Here is a 17,386-nt window from a genome sequence, read left to right on the forward strand (position 1 = left end):
TCCTACAGCCCCTCGCGGAAAACGCTCAGTTGACCATCGTTTTGGTCGTCTGTGCCCCGCTCACAGCAATAGTGATCATGTTCGTTGTTGCATTGATCCGCGCGCCGAGAGAAAAGTGCGTTGAGGCGATCAAGGCAATGGCCGAAGTGGCACGCGCCCTCAGGTCCGGCAAGTCGAAGCAATCGCCATGACCGCCAACCGGAGATCACCTATGGCGGGGCGTGGCCGGACGACGTAGGCGCGCGTCGGCGCCGGCTCGCCCCGCCGGCGCCCTCTCCCACCAGCGGGCGAGAGAGCTGCCCTCAGGCACAACGCGGGACCGCGCCACGCGGGCGGCACGGGGTTACGGTCGCGCGGCGGGCTGCCGCGGCTGCGCTCCGATCGGGAACTCGACGCCCGTGAGCTGCTCGGAGACCGTCCACAGGCGCTGCTGGACAGCCACGTCGTGCGACTGAGGGCTGGAGGAGACCAGCCGGGGGTGGCCGCGAACCTCGCCGACGCCGCCGGGGCCGTAGTACTGCCCGCCCTGGACGGCCGGGTCGGTGGCGGCTCGCAGGGTGGGCAGGGCGCCCATCGCCGGGTTCTGGGTGATCAGGGGCGCGAGCCAGGTGAGCGGCAGGCGGAGGAACGCCGGTGAGTTGCGGGCCAGTTCGGTGTTGGACACGCCGGGGTGTGCGGCCACGGCGACCGTCGTGCCGTGTGCCGTCAGGCGGCGCTGCAGTTCGTAGGTGAACATGAGGTTGGCCAGCTTGGACTGGCCGTAGGCGGCGACCCGCCCGTACGAGTGCTCCCACTGCAGGTCGTCGAAGTGGATCGCGGCCCGGATGCGGTGGCCGACACTGCTGACCGTCACCACCCGGGAACCGGGCACCGGCAGGAGCCGGTCGAGCAGCAGGCCGGTGAGCGCGAAGTGGCCGAGATGGTTGGTGCCGAACTGCATCTCGAAGCCGTCCCGGGTGGTCTGCTTCGGCGTGTACATCACCCCGGCGTTGTTGATCAGCAGGTCGATGCGCGGGTGGGCGGCGCGCAGGTCGGCCGCCGCGGCCCGGATCGACTCCAGTGAGGTCAGATCCAGTTCCTGCACGGCCACGTCGCCGGCGATCCGGGCGGCGGCCTGTTTGCCCTTCGCCACGTTTCGCACCGCCAGCACCACCGTCGCGCCGCGCCCGGCCAGCGCCTGAGCCGTCGCGAAGCCCAGGCCGGTGTTGGCGCCGGTCACGATCGCCACTCGGCCCCGCTGGTCGGGGGTGTCCTGCTCGGTCCACTTCTCGCTCATGTCGTCCTCCTAAAGTACCGCCGGTCTGTTATGGCGAGAACGCTAAGAGACCGGTGGTCTTTTGTCAAGAGACCGACGGTCTTTAAGCTAGGCTGGCGGCATGACCTTCCAGCGAGCCCGCAGTGATGAGCAGCGGGAACTCCGTCGCCGGGCGATCCTGGACACAGCGGCGGCAATGCTCGACGAGATGCCGGTGGCCGACCTGAGCCTCAACGAGCTCAGCCGGCGCGTCGGCCTGGCCAAGTCGAACGTGCTGCGCTATTTCGAGTCCCGCGAGGCGGTGCTGCTCGAACTGCTCGACTACTTCCTCGACAACTGGCTGGCCGAGCTGACCGGTGAGCTCGCCGCCGGCGTCGACGCCGAACGGCCCGCGGCCGAGCGGGCCGAGCAACTGGCCGAGGTCTTCAGTCGTTCGCTGGCCGGCCGGGTGGCGCTGTGCGATCTGCTCGGGGCACAAGGCGGCGTCCTGGAGCACAACGTCTCGGTCGAGGTTGTCATGCGGCACAAGCACGCCGTGCTCGGCAGCCTCGCGGAGATGGTCGGCCTCGTCCGGCGCTACCTGCCGGAGGTCGGCGACGGCGCCCAGACGGTCTGCCTGCAGGCCACGATCATGGCGGGTGCGCTGTCGGCGTACTGCTCGCCGCCGCCCAGCGTGCTCGCCGCCTACCAGGCCGAGCCCGCGCTGGCCGCGATCCACCTGGACCTGCAACCTTCGCTGCGGCTGGCCATCATCACGGCGATCATGGGCACCCTGCCGCGCGACTGAGCCGCTCGCCCCGGGGCAGTCGAGTATCGGTACTCATTCCCGCCCACCGCCGAGCCGCAAGAGTGGAGGAACTCAAGCGGAAGGGTGGGACCCGATGACTTTCGTGCGGCAATGGCTGCTGCGCTTCGCCAGCACGACATTGAGCTGGATCTACGGCCTCTACCGTGTGCACCCGGTCGCCTGGCGGGTCATGGCCCGCAACTACCGGCCCTGGATGGCCTCGTTCGGGCGGCTGCACGCGTGGATGACCTGCCAGTTCGCGGCGATCGACGTGCCCGCGTACGCCGATTTCCTGCGCCGGCACGACTGGCGGTTCCGCTGGTTCGCGCTGTCCTCCTACCCGCCGACCGACAAGTCGTCGTACGTCGCGGCCTACCCGGAGGCGGAACGGTGCTGGAACGGCCGGCTGGCGATCGCGGGCAGTGTGGTCGACGAGTCCTCCGGCTCGTCGGGACGGCCGTTCAACTGGGTCCGGAGCCGCCGGGAGCTGCGGACCGTCCACAAGAACCTGGCCGGCTACACCACGCTGGTCTTCCCGTCCCGGCGGCGGTTCGTCATCAACGCGTACTCGATGGGTGCGTGGGCGACCGGCACCAACACCGGCATCGCGATGGCCCGGGTGGCGATGGTGAAGAACACCGGGCCCGACCTCGACAAGATCATCGACACGTTGCGGCACTTCGGGCCGGGCTTCGACTACGTGATCACGGCGTACCCGCCGTTTCTGAAGCATCTGCTGGACCGGATGGACGCGGACGGCTTCCCGTGGCCGGAGTACCGGTTGTCGGCGCTGGTCGGCGGCGAGGGGATGACCGAGGCGCTGCGCGACTATCTGGAGCAGCGGTTCGTCAAGGTGCGGTCGGGTTACGGCGCGAGCGATCTGACGATCGGCATGGCCGGGGAGACCGACCTCACCGTCTGGCTGCGGCGCCGGCTGCGGACGGACGCCGGGCTGCGGGCCGCACTGCTCGGGCCGGACGAGCAGCGGCTGCCGATGATCTTCCAGTACAACCCGCTGGAAACCTACCTGGAGACCACCCCGGACCAGGAGATCCTCTGCACCCTCAACACCACCGCCGTACTGAACCCGAAGGTCCGCTACAACATCGGCGACGAGGGCCGGCTGATGTCGTTCGACACGGTGATGCTGGCCGCGGGCCCGGCGGCCGAGGCGGCGTGGCGGGTCGACCGGATGCGGCTGCCGCTGCTGTTCCTGTTCGGCCGCAGGGACAGCACGGTCTCCTACATGGGCGCGAACCTCTATCCGCAGGACGTCGAGTACGGCCTGTACACCGGCAACCCGTCCGCGCATCTCATCGAGAGCTTCCGGTTGTCGCTGGAGGAGCGCGCCGACCTGGAGGCCCGGCCCACCGTCGACGTGCAACTGCGCGCCGAGGCCCGGCTGTCCGAGGCCGAGCGCGAGGAGTTGGCCGACCGCTGCCGGGACGGGGTGCTGCGACACCTTGCCCAGGTGAGCCGGGACTTCGCCGAGTCGCTGGCCGAGGATCCGTCCGCCGCCGATCTGCGGATCCGCATCCACCGGCACCAAAGCGGGCCGTTCGCCGGCGCCACCGGAAAGATCAAGAACGTCTACCTCGCCAGGAGCGACGCCGTATGAGGACCGACGACTTCACCAGCACGCCACCGCTGGGCCGGGCCACCGCCATGTTCGTGGGCGCGACCCGCTATCGGAGCCCGTACTCCATCTTCGTTCTGAGTTTGACCTGGTTCCGCCTGGTCCGGCAGATGCGGCGGATGCGGGGTTACTGCTGGCACCGGGTCTATTGGCAATGGCCGTTCACCCTCGGCACGATCGCGTTCTTCGCCGACCGCGACGCGATGCTGAAGTTCGCCCGCAGCAAGCATCATCGCGCCCTCATGTGCTGGGTCACCGACCACGGCACCCGGCACGCCACCGGCGGGTACATCCGGCTCTACACCGCCGACCCGAACGGCTACACCAACGGGGTGTGGCGGGCCGAGGACGACGCCATGGCCCACATCGACAACTTTTCTCCACTGCCATCCGAGCAGGCCGGCCCGCCCGTACACCGGAAGCCGGCGCGATGACCATCCGCCTGGACCGGGTCTCGAACCGCGCGGAGCTGCGGGAGTTCCGCGCGCTGCCGCTGCGGCTGCACCCGGCCGACCGCTACGTGCCGCCGGCCGACGCGATGATCACCGGCTGGTGGCAGGCGGGCGTCGAGCTGTACCTCGCGCGCGACGCCACCGGTGCGGTGGTGGGCCGGACCTGCGTGCACCGCGATCCCCGGCTGGACGCCAAGCTCGGCCGGCGCCTGCAGCTGTTCGGTCTCACCGAGTTCACCGACGACGACGCGGTGGCCGGCGCCCTCTTCCGGCTGATCGGCGAGCGCGGCCGGGACACCGACGCGCTGTTCGGGCCGGTCGGCCTGCTGCCGAACCAGACCGGCGGCGTCATCACGTCGGGCTTCGGCGAGCGTGGCTTCATCGACTCGGCGTGGAACCCCGCTTACTACCCCAAGATTTTCGAAAACCATGATTTTGTACGCCGTTTCGAGGCGGACACCTGGCGGTGCGACCTGCCCGCCACGGCCGACCCGGACGTCCTGTTCCCGTTCGACGACGAGCGCCTGGCCGCCGAGCGCCTGGTGCTGCGGTACGGCTCGCGCCGCCGCTTCGCCGAGCAGCTGCCGATCCTGCGGAGCATGCTGAACGCCAGCTTCGCCCAGCGAAGGTATTACACCGAGATCGACGCCGCCGAGCTCGCGGCGCAGACCGACGGCCTGGCCCACCTCCTCGACGAGAAGCTGCTGATGTGGCTGGAGAAGGACGGCCGCCCAGTCGCCTTCGTGGTCGCCGTCCCCGACGTCTCCCGTTTCCTGATGGCCCGACGGGGCGACCTCGGCCTGGTCAACCAGCTCCGCCTGCTCGCGACCCGGGCCCGCTACCGCGACGAGGCGGTGCTGATCATCAAGGGGACCGTCCCCGGCGAGCAGGGCAAGGGCTACCTGACGCTGCTCTCCCGCGAACTCTTCCGCAACCTCGCCGCCGGCGGCTACCGCACGTTGCGCAGCACGTTCGTGGAACGGGACAACCCGGCCTCGGCGGCGCAGTACCCGCGGATGGGCGGCCGCCCGCTGCACGGCTACACCTTCTACCAGCGGGAGACACGATGAGCTGGGTCGACGAGCTGCGCCGCCGCGAGGACCTCTGCCGCCGGGCGCCGAGCGCCCACAACACCCAACCCTGGCTTCTGCGGTACGCCGAGGACGAGGTCACCGTCCACTGGGATCCGGATCGCGCCCTGCCGGACTCCGACCCGACCGGACGTGACCTGTTCCTGTCGCTCGGTGCCTTCGTCGAGACGTGCCTCATCGTCGCCACCGACGCCGGGCTCGCCGTGCGCGCGGACGTCACGGTCGACGAGGCCGACCACCGGGCGGCCCGGATCGTCGCGGCGGACACCCCGTACCGCACGCCGTTCTCCGCCGGGGCCGTCGAGCGTCGCCGCTGCGCGCGCGGCCGCTACCGGCCCGGCCGCCTGTCCCGGCAGACCGTCGCCGAGCTGGGTGCCGGGCTCCGCCACCTGCCCGGTCGCGAGCTGGCCGCGATGCTGTCGGCCGCCGACCGCCGGATGTTCGGCACCCCGGCCGTCGCCCGCGAGCTGCGGCAATGGCTACGCCTTTCGCCCCGCCATCCGCGGTACGAGATGGACGGCCTGACCGACCGCGCGCTCGGGCTGGGCCGGATCGAGGCGGCCGGGCTCGCCGCCGCGCTCTCCCCCACCGCGTACGCCATCGCCCGCCCGCTCGGCCTGCCGGCAATGCTCGCGGCGAGTTCCCGGAGTCTGCTCCGCTACGACGGCAGCGTGCTGGTGCTGGTCGGCCGCGCGGCCACCGCCGACCGGGTGGTCGAGCAGGGCCGCGAGTTGCTGCGAGTGTGGCTGAGCCTGTCCGAGCGCGGTCTCGCCGTCCACCCGCTCAGCCAGATCCTGGACTGCGCGGCGACCGCCCGTACCCTCGAAGGCCGTTTGAATCTGAAACCCGGCGAATCGGCACTCGCCGTGTTCCGGACCGGCCGCCCGATGCGGGAACCCACCCGCTCGGCCCGAATCCCGGCGGGCAGGCGGCATGATCATGGCTTGAGCACAGCTCAAACATAGAAGTGCTCACTACGGTCCCACGCTGCTGAGTAGGGAAGACAACCCCTGGCAGGAGCACCGTGTGATCGCCGTCCGGCTGTACCGACTACTTCCCAAACGCTATCGGCTGCGGCTGATCCAGCTGCTGCCGCCGCACCGGCAGCTGTGGCTGGTCCGGCAGCTCACCCGGCAGCGGTCGCTGCCCCGGGCGGCCGAGCCGGGCACGCTGATCCGGGTACGGGACCGGGGACGTTCCCTGCGGGCCCGGGTCGTGACCGAGATGACCGCGGCGCGGGCCTGGCAGCAGAACCTCGACGCGGTGACCGCCGTGCTCGACCGGGCGGGCGTCGACTACTTCTGCGTCCGCCCGGTCGACGACGCGCACAGCGTGGTCGCCGTGCACCGCCGGGATCGGGCGCGCACGGTGGACGCGCTCCGGTCGGCCGCCGAGCTGGCCGGGGCGCAGGTCCGAATCGGACGAATCGCCGAGGCCGGGTTCCGGGCCGGCCGGGCGACCACCGGCGCGCAGGTCTTCTTCCCGCTGACCGATCCGCGCGGCACCACCGTCCTGGGCAGCGGTTCGGCCTGCGAGATCGAGTTCTGGCACGAGATGCCGGGCGAGGACGGCGCGCCGGCGATGCTGGTCGGCCCGCGCCGGAACCGGGTCGCCGCCGCGCTGCCGGCCGAGGGCTCGGTCGTCCGGGTCGGCGCCGCGGCGATCAACCGGATGATGCCGCCGACCGGCGACGAACCCCGCTACCGCACCCGGTCCGAGTTCGCCGACGACGCGCCCGACGACGTCCGCTTCCCCATCGACGCGGTCTTCACCTGGGTCGACGGCGACGACCCGGACTGGCTCGAACGCAAGAACGCGACCCTGGCCGCGATCGGGGCGCAGCAGATCAACGCGGTCGCCGCCAACCAGTCCCGGTTCACCAGCCGCGACGAGCTCAAGTACGCGCTGCGCTCGATCGTCGCGTTCGCCCCCTGGATCCGGCGGATCCACGTGGTCACCGACGACCAGCTCCCGCCGTGGCTGGACGACTCGCACCCGCGGCTCACCGTGATCAGCCATCGCGAACTGTTCGGCGGCACCGGCGCGTTGCCCACCTTCAACTCGCACGCGATCGAGTCCCGGCTGCACCTGATCCCCGGACTGGCCGAGCACTTCATCTATTTCAACGACGACATGTTCCTCGGCCGGCCGGTGCCGCCGACCGCCTTCTTCCACGCCAACGGGATCGCCAAGTTCTTCCTGTCGTCGGCACAGCTCGAAGCCGGCCCGGCCACCGCTTTCGACGCGCCGGTCACCGCGGCCGGCAAGAACAACCGGCAGCACGTCCTCGCCCGATTCGGCCGCGGCATCACCCAGAAGATGCAGCACGTGCCGTACCCCCTGCAGCGCAGCGTGCTGGCGGAGATCGAACGGACCATCCCGGAGGAGGTGCTGCGCACCGCGCAGCACCCGTTCCGGCATCCCGAGGACCTGTCCATCCCGTCCTCACTCCAGCACTATTGGGCCTATCTGACCGGCCGGGCGGTGCCCGGAACCATCAAATACACGTACGCCGATCTGGCCCATCCCTCCACGCCCGCGCGACTGGCGTTCCTGCTGGCCCGGCGCGGCACCGACGTCTTCTGCCTGAACGACACCGACTCCGCCACCGTCGCCCAGGCCGAGCAGCTGGCCATCATGGCCGATTTCCTGCCGCGCTACTTCCCGTTCCGCTCACCGTTCGAGCTGCCCGACGACGTGGCCGCCGAGCGGGCCACCCGCAGCGCCACCCGGCTGGCCCTCGCCGCGCAGCCACGAGCGCATCGTGGCGGCGGTGGTCCGGGCGTGGACGTTGAGCATGCTGAAGTGGTCGCCGGGGACCTCGATCCGGGTGTGCGGCACCGAGCGGGCCGCACGCCAGGTGGCGGGCAGCTCCGGTAGCGGGTCGGCCGCGGCGACCAGCAGGCTGGGGGTGGCCAGCGGCTCGGGTCGCCAGTCGTGCAGCAGCCGGATGTAGGTGCCGGCGGAGAGCATCAGGTTCCGCTCGGCGTCCGGCTCCAGCCGCGCCCGCATCCGGGTCAGGCCGGTCGCCACCAGGACGGCCCGCAGATCGTCGTGGCCGCGGTCGTTCTCGTAGGTGTCCAGCAGCACGACGGCGGCCGCCGGGTTTCCGTCGTGCTCCAGGCGCTCGGCGACCAGATGGGCCAGATGGCCGCCGCTGGACCGTCCGACCAGGACGAACGGTCGTTGGCCGGCGGCCTGGACGGTCCGCTCGGCCAGGGCGGCGACCAGCGCCGACAGCGAGGAGGGGCGAGAGGCCAAAGATTCGAAGCCCGGCAACGGTACGACCGTGACGGCGCCCCCGGCGGCCCGCGCGAACGCCTGGAACTCGAGATGTGGAAACGGACCGTACGAGGGCAGGCACACCAGCACCGGCCCGTCGTCCGCCACGGCCAGCGGGATCGGATCGGGCCCCGGTGCGTCGCATTCCCCCAGCGGCGCGGCGGAGGCGCTGATCAGCAGGTTCACGGCCAGCTCGGGCCGGCCGGCGCCGAGGACCGCGTAGAACAGCGCCGGAACGCCCGCGGCCACATCCGCGGCGGGCGCGGTCGGTGCGGCCGACTCGGTCGGCGCGGTTGGGGTGGTCGGCGCGGTTGGCGCGGTTGGGGTGGTCGGCACGGCTGGCGCGGTCGGCTCGGCCGGCGTGGCTTGAGCGCCCGGCCGGGCTGGACCGGCGTTGTGTTCCGCGGCGATCCAGCGGGCCAGCGCGGCCGGGGTGGGGTGGTCGAAGACCACCGTGGCCGGCATGGTGATCCCGGTCGCGGCCACCAGCCGGGTGCGCAGCTGGATGGAGCCGACCGAGTCCAGGCCCTGGTCGGTGAAGGCGGCGCCGAGGTCCACCATGGCCGCGTCCGGGTAGCCCAGTTCGCCGGCCACCTCGGTGCGGATCAGCGTCTCGGCGGCGATGACCAGTTCCTCGCCGGTGAGGCCGTTCAGCACACCGGCCGGCCCGCTCGGCGGGGGCTCCTCGGTGGCGGCGGGCCGCGGGCTACCGGGCGGCAGCGGGGCGACCACCGGCTCGGCGGTCCGCAGCGCGGCGTCGAACGCGGCCGTCACCTCGGCCGGGCTCAGCGGGCGCAGCCGGGAGCGGGCCGTCACCGGCATACCGCCGTCCAGGTCGAGCGGGCCCCAGGCCACCGACAGCGCCGGCTGACCGGCAGCATGGCGGCGTCGGGCCAGATCGTCGAGGAAGGAGTTGCCGGCCGCGTACGGCCCCTGCCCGGCATTGCCGAGCAGCCCGGACGCCGACGAGAACAGCACGAACGCGGCCAGGTCGCCGGTCAGATCGTGCAGGTGCCAGGCGGCGTCGACCTTGGGCCGCAGCACGTCGTCGACCCGGTCCCGGGTGAGTCCCTCGATGGTGCCGTCGCTGAGCACCCCGGCCGCGTGCACCACCGCGGAGACCGGCGGATCGGCCTTGGCCAGCAGCTCGGCGACGTCGGGCCGGTGGGTGACGTCGGCGGCCACGATCGTGACGGCGGAGCCCAGTTCCGCGCGCAGCCCCGCCGCCCGCGCCGCCCGCTCACCCTGGCGGCTGACCAGCAGCAGATGCCGAACGCCGTGCACCGCGACGAGATGCCGCGCGATCACCCCGGCCAGCGCCCCGGTCCCGCCGGTGATCAGCACGCTGCCCGAGCCGAACGAGGTCTCGCCCCGGTCAGCCCGCGGCTCGGCGACAGCGGCGCGGACGAGCCGGGGCACGCCGACCTCACCCCGGCGAACGGCGATTTCGACCTCGGTGCCGGCCACCCGGATCGCGCCGGGCAGAACACGCCGCGACTCCGGAGTGCCGTCATGCGCGACCAGCCCCACCCGGCCGGGATATTCGGCGGCGGCGACCCGCACCAGCCCGGCCACGGCCGCCGAGCCGGTGGTGACGACGAGCCGATCCGGTCCCGGAAGCCGCCCGCGCAGGGCGACAACCGCGTTCCACACCTGCTCGCGAACGTCCGCCGGCCCGACCGGATCCACAGCGTCGAGGTCGAGCACAGCCGGGCCCGCTCCGGCGGCCGGGCCCGCTCCGGCGGCTGGGGCCAGGCCAACGGCCGGGGACGAGCCGGCGGCCGGGGACGAGCCGGCGGCCGGGGACGAGCCGGCGGCTGGGAATGAGCCGGCGGCTGGGATCGGCACGGGCACCACGGTTGGGATGAACAGGGCGCGCGGCACCGCTCGCAAGGTCAGCGACTCGATCTCCAGCAGCGGAGTGCCGTCCTCGCCGGACATCTGCACCGCGATCCGGTCGCGGCGATGCGGATCTCGGGTGAGGCGGACCCGAGCTCGGCCGGTACCGCCGGCCCACCGGCGGACACCGGTGAAGACGAACGGCAGGCGCGGATCCCGCGCGCCCGCCTCGAACAGCCGCGCCGGATGCAGCGCGGCGTCGGTCAGGGCCGCGTGCAGGTCGGTGCCGGCGCCGGCCACGGAGACGGGCAGGCGCAGTTCGGCGTAGACGGTGTCGCCGGCCCGCCAGGCAGCGGTAACGCCGCGGAAGGCGGGTCCGTAATCGCCGGCCACGTAGAGGTCGCCGATGTCGGCCGATTCGGCGCCCGGCGGTGGCCAGGTCTGCGCCCAGGACCACGGCCCGGCCGCCGAAGGTCCAACAGGAGACCCGGCCCCAAGACGCTCACCAGCCGACGGCGAAGCAACCGACGGCGCTGGGTAGGCGGTGCCGGTCGCGTGCCGGGTCCAGGTGCCGTCGCGGCCGGCCTGGATCTCCAGGGGGCGGGCGCCGTCGGCGGCCGGTTCGCCCAGCAGCACGCGCACGTCGACCGGCTCGTCGTCGGGTAGTTCGAGGGGGCGCTCGGCGACCAGTTCCGCGATCACCGGGACGCCGGCCTGCTCCCCGGCCGTGACCGCCAGCTCGGCGAGGAGCGTTCCCGGCACCAGCGGGGTGCCGCCCAGCGCGTGGTCGCGCAGCCACGGGTGGGAGCGCAGGGACAGCCGGCCCGCGGTGGCCGTGGTCAGGATGCGGGGCGCTCGGACGGTGTCGGTGAGCCAGAACCGGCGGTGCTGGAACGCGTACGTGGGCAGGGTCGCGGCCCGCCGCGGGTCGGCTCGGCCGAGCACCGCGGTGCGGTCCAGGCGGACGCCGGCCGCCCAGAGCAGCGCGGCCGTGTCGCCGGACATCGGCACGGCGTGGCCGGGGACCAGGTGGGTCAGCGCGGGGCGGGGTCCCAGCTCGACGGTTACCCCGGTCAGGGTGCCGGCCGCGGCGGCGAACCGCACCGGCTCGCGGACCTGCCGCACCCAGTAGCCGGCGCTGCGCAGGTCGTCCCCGGTGGCGGGCCGGCCGGTGAGGGTGGAGACGATCGGGATCGCCGGGGCCTGATACGTCACCGAGCGGGCGACCTCGGCGAACTCCGCGAGCATCGGCTCCATCCGTACGGAATGGAAAGCGTGACTGACCCGCAGTGCCGTCGTCCGGTGGCCGCGGTCGCGCAGCGTCGCGGCGATGGCCGCGACGGCGGAATCATCGCCGGAGAGGGTGACCGAGCGCGGCCCGTTGACGGCGGCCAGGCCGGCCCGCTCCCTCAGCAGCGGCCGCACCTCGTCCTCGGCGGCGTCGACGGCGACCATAGCGCCGCCGGGCGGCAGCGCACCCATCAGCCGGGCCCGGGCGGCCACCAGGCGGACCGCGTCGGGCAGCGACAGGATGCCGGCGACGTGGGCGGCGGCCAGCTCGCCGACCGAGTGTCCGATGAGGACGTCAGGGCGGACACCCCAGGACCGCAGCAAACGGTACGCGGCCACGCCGAACGCGAACAGCGACGGCTGGGCGTATTCGGTGCGGTCGAGATCGGCGTCGGCGGGCACGTCGAACTCCGCCAGCACCTCGTCGTACGCCGCACGGAACAGCGGATCCGGCAGCGCCTCCGCCATGCCCGGCCGTTGCGCGCCCTGGCCGGGGAAGAGGAAGGCGACCTTGCCGGCCGGGCGGCCGTCGCCCAGCACCAGACGCGGATGTGCGTCGCCGGCGGCGAGGGCGGCCAGGGCGCCGTCGCCGAGGACCGCGGCGCGGCGGCGCTGGACCGCGCGGGTGCCGAGCGCGGCCGCGTCCAGCGGGCCGTGTTCCAGCAACCGCGCGGCCTGGGCGCGCAAGGCCGGCTCGTCCGCCGCCGATAGCAGCAGCGGAAGCCCGGTCCCGGCCTCGGAAGACGAAGGCGCCGGTGGCAGCGGTGGCGCCTGTTCGAGGATGACGTGGGCGTTCGTGCCGGAGATGCCGAACGACGAGACCGCGGACCGGCGTGGGCGGCCGGTGTCCGGCCAGTCGCGGGCGGCGGTGAGCAGCGTGACGTCGCCGGCGCTCCAGTCGACCTTGTCGGTGGGCTGGTCGGCGTGCAGGGTCCGGGGCATCCGGCCGTGCCGCATCGCCTCGACCATCTTGATGACGCCGGCCACGCCGGCCGCCGCCTGGGAGTGGCCGATGTTCGACTTCACCGTGCCCAGCCACAGGGGGCGGCCGGCCGGGCGGTCCCGCCCGTACACGGCGAGCAGCGCCTGCGCCTCGATCGGGTCGCCGAGCGGGGTGCCGGTGCCGTGCGCCTCGGCCAGGTCGACGTCGGCCGGGGCCAGCCGCGCGTCGGCCAGGGCGGCCCGCAGGACCCGCTGCTGGGCCGGGCCGTGCGGGGCGGCGAGCCCGTTGGAGGCGCCGTCCGACCCGACCGCCGAGCCGCGGAGCAGGCCGACCACGGGGTGACCGTGGCGGCGCGCGTCGGCGAGCCGTTCCAGCAGCAGCAGGCCCGCCCCCTCGGCCCAGCTGGTGCCGTCGGCGCCGGCCGCGAACGCCTTGACCCGGCCGTCGGGGGCGAGCCCGCGCAACCGGCTGAAGCCCACGAACGGGCCGGGGGTGGACATCACCGTGGCGCCGCCCGCGATCGCCAGCGCGCACTCGCCGGAGCGCAGCGCCTTCGCCGCCCAGTGCAGCGCGACCAGCGACGACGAGCAGGCGGTGTCGACGGTGACGGCCGGGCCGGTGAGCCCGAACGTGTAGGCGATCCGGCCGGACGCGACGCTGCCCGCCGAGCCCAGCCCCAGATGGGCCTCCAGCTCGGCCGACGGGTCCGCGGCGGAGCTGGCGTAGTCGCGGTACATCAGGCCCACGTAGGTGCCGGTGTCGCTGCCCCGCACGATGGCCGGATCGATGCCGGCCCGTTCCCACAGCTCCCAGGCGGTCTCCAGCAGAATTCGCTGCTGCGGGTCCATGGCCAGCGCCTCGGCCGGGCCGATGCCGAACGGCGCCGGGTCGAAGCCGGTCGCGTCGTGCAGGAAGCCGCCGTCCCGGGCGTACGAGCGGCCGGCCCGGTCCGGGTCCGGGTCGTACAGGCCGGGATCCCAGCCGCGGTCGTCCGGGAAGCCGGTGATCGCGTCGGTCTCCCGGACGACCAGATCCCACAGGTCCTCCGGTGAGCGGACGCCCCCGGGGTAACGACAGGCCATGGCCACGATGGCGATCGGGTCGTCGTCGCCCGGCGTCTCCACCGGGGCGTTCCGGATCACCTTGCCGGTGTCGGTGCGTGGGATGGCGGTGACGAGGCGGATCTCGTCCGGTGCCCGGCCGGCCGACAGGCGGCTGCGGCAGGCGGCCAGCAGCGCCACCGGATCCACGTCCGCGCCGGCCGGGACCACGTAGCCGACGGCCACCTGCCCGAGCCGGTGGTGCGGGCGGCCGGCCACCATGGCGTCGGCCACGCCGGGCAGCCCGAGCAGCACCTTCTCGATCTCGGCCGGGTGCACGTTGGCACCGCCCCGGATGATCAGGTCACCGGCCCGCCCGGTCAGCACGAGCAGGTCACCGTCGACCAGGCGAGCCAGGTCGCCGGTGTGGTACCAGCCGTCGGTGAGCACCTCGGCGGTCGCCCCGGGCTGGTTGTGGTAGCCGCGCATCACGCCGGGACCGCGCAGCCACAGCTCGCCCTCGGCGCCGGGCGGCAGCGGCTCACCGGTGCGTGGCCGGACGATCCGCGCCTCGAACGCGGTGATCCGGCCGACCGATCCCTCGACCGGGTCGGCGCCCGGGGTCTCCACCGCGATCGCACCGCACGTCTCGGTGCTGCCGTAACTGTTCACCAGCGGGACGCCGAGCGCCGCCCGCACACCGCGCCGCATCTCGGCCGGGCAGGGCGCGCCACCGGTGACACACACCCGCAGCGACGGCACGTGCGGCCGCCGCTCGCCGAGCGTGGCCAGCAGGCGGTGGTAGGTGGTCGGCACGCCGGTGAGGACGGTCGGTGCGGTCCCCTCCAGAGCCTCGATCAGCTCGGCGTCCGACGGGTGGTCCAGGATCGTCGCGGTCGCCCCGGTCAGCAGCACACCCAGGACGCAGCGGGCGTGACCGAGCGCGTGGTGCAGCGGCAGCGGCCACAGCAGCCGGTCGTCCGCACCCAGGCCCAGCCGGTCCAGCACCGCGGCCAGCGGGCCGAGCCAGCGGGCCTGACTCGACACGACACCCTTCGGCCGGCCGGTGCTGCCCGACGTGTAGTGGATCCAGGCGTCCTGGTCCGGGCCGAGGTCGTCGCGGGCCGGCCCGGTCGCGGCGCCGAGGACGGCGCCGACGCCGGCCACCGCCGCGTCCGCGACGACGTGCGCGTCGTCGGTCACCACCAGCGCGGGCCGGCAGTCCGCGACGAACGCCGCCAGCTCCGCGGTCGAGGACCGGGGATTGACGGGTACGCCGATCGCCGCGGCCCGCACGGCCCCCAGCACCGCCACCACCGCGTCGAGCCCCGCCGGCAGACACACGAGCACCGCTTCACCGCGCCCGACGCCGAGCGCCGCGAGCCCCGAGGCGAAACGCCGCGTCCGCTCCTCCAACTCGGCGAAGGTGACCTGCTGCCCACCGGCCGCGAACGCGATGTGGCCGGGTCGCTCAGCGGCATGCCGGCGGAGAAGTTCGACAATGGACGTATGCACCCCGACACGATGGCAGACCCGGTCAAACGTCCAGCCGTGCTGGTCGAGGTGGTCGTGCTGGCGGCCGGGTTCCTGCTCTTCTCCCGGCTGCACGCGGTGGTGGCCACGAGCCGCTCGGTCGCCACCGCCAACGCGCAGCACCTGCAGTCCGCGGAGAACGCCCTGCACCTGAACGTCGAACTGGCGGCCAACCGGTGGCTGGTCGAGCATCCACTGCTCATCCCGCCCGCGGTGTACTGCTACCGGTTGTACTACGTCGTGCTGCTCGGCGTACTCGGATGGGTCTACCTCCGGCACCCGGAGGTCTACCGCCAGGCCCGCCGGACCCTGCTGGCCATGGCCTTGCTGGTGCTGCCGATCTACTGGGCGGTGCCGATGTCGCCGCCCCGGTTCGCGCTGCCCGGCATCGTCGACATCATCGCCGAGCACGACCTGTTCGGCAGCACCGCGTCGCGCGACATCGGCGCCGGCCAGAACTTCACCGCCATGCCCAGCATGCACGTGGGCTGGTCGGCCTGGTGCGCCTACGCGGTATGGGCCGCGCTACGTGCCACCCACCCCCGGGCGGCCGTGCTGGCCTGGGGATTCCCACTGCTGATGACGGCCGTCGTGCTCACCACCGGCAACCACTACGTGCTCGACGTGGCCGGCACCGCCGCGTTGCTCACAACCGCCGTCGGCGCCGCGGCACTGACCGGCCGGCTCGTCAGCCGGGCCCGCCGGTGAGGTGTCAGGGCAGGCCGATGTTCTCGATCGTGCCGGGATGGAACGGCCGGCCGCCGTTGGTCAGGTAAAGGATGTTGTGGTGTTCCGTCAGGGCGGTGGGGGCGACGAAGCGTGGGTCGGTGATGTGGGCCGCGACCTGGCCGGTGGTGCCCGCCTCGTTGAGTTCGATCTTCGTTACCGTGCCGGTGCGGGACTGCGCCACGTACAGGGTGCTGTATCGCAGGTGCAGACCATCGCCGCCGGGAATTCGCTCGCCGCCCAGGTCGACCCGCGTGCTCGCGCCGTCGGTGGTCACCCGGTAGAGGTTGCCGGTCACGGCCTGGACCACCAGGAACGCTGATCCGTCCGGGGTGCCGGTGATGCCGTTCGCGTTGGTGCCCCAGCGGTATCGGAGGTCGCCGGTGATCGGCACCCGGGTGGCGGCAACGGGAAGCGGGTCGTCGTGGCCGAGCTGGAGGCGGTAGAGCTCCGGGTTGATCGCGTCGATGAAGTACGCGGCGCTGGTGCCGGCCACGACGTCGTTGACGTCGGACCGGTGGTGGAATCTCGGGTAGGACGCCAGCAGCTCGCCGGTCGAGTAGTCGAGCACCTCGATCATGTGATGGCCGGTGCCGCCGGCGACGAAGAGCGGTCCGTGCCGGCCCAGCGCCAGGCCGCGCGCCTGTTGGCCGAACCGCCCGGGCCGGACCGGGGTCACCGTGCCGAACTGCAGGTCGGCCTGGTAGATGGCGCCGTCGTGCCGGGAGCTGACGAAGGCGTGCGGGGACTGGCCGCTCATGACGATGCCGTCCGGTTGCACACCGGGCGGCATCGTGATGGTCGGCGGGTACTGCTCGGCCTCCGCCGCGGCGGCGGGGCTGCCGGCGGCGGTTACGGCCAGGCCGGTGCCGAGAACGGATAGAAACGTACGTCGGTGCACGGTTTCTCCTCCCGTCCGAAGCGGACCTGGTCAGTCCACTCCGGACGATCGGCCGTGTCAGTCGGGTTTCGACAGGCGTGCGGTCAGGGAATCACCGGCGGTGCGAAGCAGGCCACGAACAGCAACGCGGGCAGCAGGTCGATGCTGTTCGGCAGGGTCAGCCAGCCGACCAGGCCCAGCTTCGGGTCGGTCTTGAAGTCGAGTCGGGCGGCCACCAGGCGGTCGAGCGCCCGGGACAGCCCGAACCGCCACACACTCGTCGCCATCATGCCCAGGCAAGCCGTCCAGAGCAGCGCGAAGACGGTCATCACGCCCTCCAGGACGGCGAACGCCGCCGGGGCGGAGGTGGCCGCCCGGGCGAGCGACGCACCGACGTAGACCAACAGCGTGCCGAGCATCAGCGTCAGCCAGGCGAAGGCCCGCGTGATGTTCATGATGGAGACGGTCTCCGACAGGTCCGGGAAGTCCCGCGCCCAGGACCGCAACTCACGCACGGCCTTGGCGTACGAGTATCTGCGGGACCGGAAGCCCCCGGCCAGGAGCGGGGCGACGGCCAGCAGGGCGAACGCCCCGAGATCGTGCATCCGTCGCTGTACCACCGCCACGCTCCT

The 17,386-nt window shown here is 72.9% G+C and carries 10 protein-coding genes and 1 pseudogene; 7 read left to right on the top strand and 4 right to left on the bottom strand.

Annotation, left to right across the window (positions count from 1 at the left end):
* Positions 1-343 precede the first annotated feature (343 nt).
* Entirely contained in the window at positions 344-1,276 is a 933-nt protein-coding gene (locus tag Ato02nite_RS18290; protein ID WP_213007764.1) for an SDR family NAD(P)-dependent oxidoreductase, read from the bottom strand.
* Between the two features lie 100 nt (positions 1,277-1,376).
* Here Ato02nite_RS18290 and Ato02nite_RS18295 point away from each other — a divergent pair, with 100 nt between their 5' ends.
* The 6 genes from Ato02nite_RS18295 (at position 1,377) to Ato02nite_RS51655 (ending at position 8,101) form a co-directional block, all read left to right on the top strand.
* Positions 1,377-2,042 (top strand): TetR/AcrR family transcriptional regulator, encoded by a 666-nt coding sequence (locus tag Ato02nite_RS18295; RefSeq protein WP_213007765.1) that lies wholly within the window; start codon positions 1,377-1,379, stop codon positions 2,040-2,042.
* A 94-nt stretch (positions 2,043-2,136) separates the two neighbouring features.
* A complete protein-coding gene (locus Ato02nite_RS18300; protein WP_213007766.1) occupies positions 2,137-3,660 on the top strand; it encodes a phenylacetate--CoA ligase family protein in 1,524 nt (507 codons plus the stop codon).
* Entirely contained in the window at positions 3,657-4,112 is a 456-nt protein-coding gene (locus Ato02nite_RS18305; protein WP_213007767.1) for a DUF4188 domain-containing protein, read from the top strand. Before Ato02nite_RS18300 ends, Ato02nite_RS18305 begins: the two co-directional genes overlap by 4 nt.
* On the top strand, positions 4,109-5,200 hold the full coding sequence (locus tag Ato02nite_RS18310) for a GNAT family N-acetyltransferase (protein WP_213007768.1): 1,092 nt from the start codon (positions 4,109-4,111) through the stop codon (positions 5,198-5,200). The genes Ato02nite_RS18305 and Ato02nite_RS18310 overlap by 4 nt, the downstream gene beginning before the upstream one ends.
* Entirely contained in the window at positions 5,197-6,186 is a 990-nt protein-coding gene (locus tag Ato02nite_RS18315; protein ID WP_246607155.1) for a nitroreductase family protein, read from the top strand. The genes Ato02nite_RS18310 and Ato02nite_RS18315 overlap by 4 nt, the downstream gene beginning before the upstream one ends.
* A 61-nt stretch (positions 6,187-6,247) precedes the next feature.
* Entirely contained in the window at positions 6,248-8,101 is a 1,854-nt protein-coding gene (locus Ato02nite_RS51655) for a stealth family protein (RefSeq protein WP_246607156.1), read from the top strand.
* Here Ato02nite_RS51655 and Ato02nite_RS18320 read toward each other — a convergent pair.
* A pseudogene (locus Ato02nite_RS18320) lies at positions 8,060-15,094 on the bottom strand (SDR family NAD(P)-dependent oxidoreductase); the annotation flags it as partial. The gene Ato02nite_RS51655 and the pseudogene Ato02nite_RS18320 sit on opposite strands and share 42 nt — an antisense overlap.
* A gap of 30 nt (positions 15,095-15,124) precedes the next feature.
* Here Ato02nite_RS18320 and Ato02nite_RS18325 point away from each other — a divergent pair.
* Positions 15,125-15,856: a phosphatase PAP2 family protein gene (locus tag Ato02nite_RS18325; protein WP_213007770.1), complete on the top strand. Its 732-nt coding sequence runs from the start codon at positions 15,125-15,127 to the stop codon at positions 15,854-15,856.
* A gap of 4 nt (positions 15,857-15,860) precedes the next feature.
* Here Ato02nite_RS18325 and Ato02nite_RS18330 read toward each other — a convergent pair whose 3' ends face one another.
* Complete coding sequence (locus Ato02nite_RS18330; protein WP_213007771.1) at positions 15,861-16,775, bottom strand: SMP-30/gluconolactonase/LRE family protein; 915 nt, start codon at positions 16,773-16,775, stop codon at positions 15,861-15,863.
* An 83-nt stretch (positions 16,776-16,858) separates the two neighbouring features.
* On the bottom strand, positions 16,859-17,374 hold the full coding sequence (locus Ato02nite_RS18335; protein WP_213007772.1) for a hypothetical protein: 516 nt from the start codon (positions 17,372-17,374) through the stop codon (positions 16,859-16,861).
* Positions 17,375-17,386: the final 12 nt, after the last annotated feature.

This window comes from Paractinoplanes toevensis, from assembly GCF_018332695.1.
Taxonomy (GTDB): Bacteria; Actinomycetota; Actinomycetes; order Mycobacteriales; family Micromonosporaceae; genus Actinoplanes; species Actinoplanes toevensis.

What these genes read in the sequence shown, in the direction of transcription:
- Ato02nite_RS18300 (WP_213007766.1), top strand. Translation starts at nt 2,137, where the DNA reads ATGACTTTCGTGCGGCAATGGCTGCTGCGCTTCGCCAGCACGACATTG.
- Ato02nite_RS18295 (WP_213007765.1), top strand. Translation starts at nt 1,377, where the DNA reads ATGACCTTCCAGCGAGCCCGCAGTGATGAGCAGCGGGAACTCCGTCGC.
- Ato02nite_RS18290 (WP_213007764.1), bottom strand. Translation starts at nt 1,276, where the DNA reads ATGAGCGAGAAGTGGACCGAGCAGGACACCCCCGACCAGCGGGGCCGA.
- Ato02nite_RS18310 (WP_213007768.1), top strand. Translation starts at nt 4,109, where the DNA reads ATGACCATCCGCCTGGACCGGGTCTCGAACCGCGCGGAGCTGCGGGAG.
- Ato02nite_RS18325 (WP_213007770.1), top strand. Translation starts at nt 15,125, where the DNA reads ATGCACCCCGACACGATGGCAGACCCGGTCAAACGTCCAGCCGTGCTG.
- Ato02nite_RS18305 (WP_213007767.1), top strand. Translation starts at nt 3,657, where the DNA reads ATGAGGACCGACGACTTCACCAGCACGCCACCGCTGGGCCGGGCCACC.
- Ato02nite_RS18315 (WP_246607155.1), top strand. Translation starts at nt 5,197, where the DNA reads ATGAGCTGGGTCGACGAGCTGCGCCGCCGCGAGGACCTCTGCCGCCGG.